The sequence below is a fragment of the Hydrogenivirga sp. 128-5-R1-1 genome (genome assembly GCF_000171895.1).
The window spans coordinates 1-1,608 of the sequence record NZ_ABHJ01000296.1 but is presented as its reverse complement, the minus strand read 5'-3'; the positions used below and the strand labels follow the sequence as shown (position 1 = coordinate 1,608).

Here is a 1,608-nt window from a genome sequence, read left to right as displayed (position 1 = left end):
GTGATAAAGACCTCTTACTTTTTTTGTTTCAAGGGTTGGATAAAGCTCTGTAGGAGGTACAACATCATACTCTATTGCATAAGCAGGTTTTAATAAAACAACATTTTCAAGCCCCGGAATTGAACGATACATCTGCCACTGTACTTCTTCAGGCAAGGATGTAGAAAGACCATTAGGATAAATACTTATACCATCTCTCGTTTCTGGCTCAAGCCATACTGTGTGTCTTGCTTTATTCTCAAACTTTACAATTTTATCTTCAATAGAAGGACAGTACCTTGGTCCTACTCCAGTAATAGCTCCACCATATAGAGCCGTTCTGTGCAGATTTTTTCTTATAATTTTATGAGTTTCTTCTGTTGTATAGGTTATATAGCAGGAAACTTGCTCTTTCTGTCCTTCCTTAAACCAGTATGAACCAACAGGTTCAGTCCAGAATGAAAATTTAGGAGGAGGTTCATCTCCTAGAGCTTCTTCAAGAATTGACCAGTTTATGGTGTTTTTATCAAGTCTTGCAGGAGTTCCTGTTTTAAATCTAACAAGAGGAAAGCCATGCTCTTTATAAAAATCTGGAAGCTTTTGTGCAGGTTTTTCATCCATTCTACCTGCCGGAAACTGCTTATCCCCTATGTGTATTACTCCATCTAAAAATGTTCCTGTTGTGACAACTACAGATTTTGCTTTTATTTTTATATTTCCATCTATTTCTACACCTTCAACTTCATTAGAATAAGGTTTTAAAAATATATTTGTTGCTTCTCCTTCTATTACTGTTAAATTTTCAGTGTTTTGGGTTTTATTTACCATATATTTTCTATACTCTTCTTTATCTGCCTGAGCTCTTGGAGACTGAACTGCCGGGCCTTTTCTTGTATTTAACATTTTGTATTGAAGACCAGTAGTATCTATAGCCTTTCCCATTTCTCCGCCAAAAGCATCTATTTCTCTTACAACTATACCTTTTGCTATCCCGCCAATTGCAGGATTACACGGCATTAAACCTACTTTTTCTTTATCTAAAGTAATAAGAGCAGTTTTTACTCCAAGCTTTGCAGATGCCAAAGCAGCTTCTATTCCTGCATGCCCGCCGCCTATAACTACCACATCAAAATCTGTATCATAAGTCATTTATTTACCTCACATATTTACATAGTTAGAAAATATAATATAACCCTAATTTCCAATTTAAACCTTAAGTATAATTTTAAACTGTAGAGCTAAAATAAAAAAGTGAATTTTAGCTAAAAACCCTTCCAAAGAAACAGCTTTAATACTTTCAATTCCCATATACTTCAATCTGCTGAAAGTAGTCTCTATCTTCTTCCTAATGGTCTTTAAAAAAGTTTGTTTTTTCTTTTGTTTATGATGAATCTTTCCTTTTTTTATAGCTTCTAACTCTATACATAATTTTTTTAGTTCTTCTTTTAGTCCTTTTGAATTGAATGCTTTGTCTGCAATTAAAACTTTACCATTTAACAAATCTATAACCGTTTGCTCTTCTTTAAACTCTTTTAATGCATTTATATCGTGTTTTGAAGCTGGCATTATATTAAACGATATAGTTGTTCATAAGTATCTATTATTAGTCCTAATTTATACCCAAACCAT

Annotated in this window: 2 protein-coding genes; both read right to left on the bottom strand. The window is 33.3% G+C overall.

Annotated elements, in window-relative coordinates:
- A partial coding sequence (locus HG1285_RS02270) for an FAD-dependent oxidoreductase (protein WP_008289170.1) occupies positions 1–1,128 on the bottom strand: 1,128 nt, incomplete at its 3' end.
- A gap of 57 nt (positions 1,129–1,185) precedes the next feature.
- On the bottom strand, positions 1,186–1,545 hold the full coding sequence (locus tag HG1285_RS18455; RefSeq protein WP_008289169.1) for a transposase: 360 nt from the start codon (positions 1,543–1,545) through the stop codon (positions 1,186–1,188).
- Between the last annotated feature and the right edge of the window lie 63 nt (positions 1,546–1,608).

Coding starts and splice junctions, on each gene's coding strand:
- HG1285_RS18455 (WP_008289169.1), bottom strand. CDS start 1,545: ATGCCAGCTTCAAAACACGATATAAATGCATTAAAAGAGTTTAAAGAA.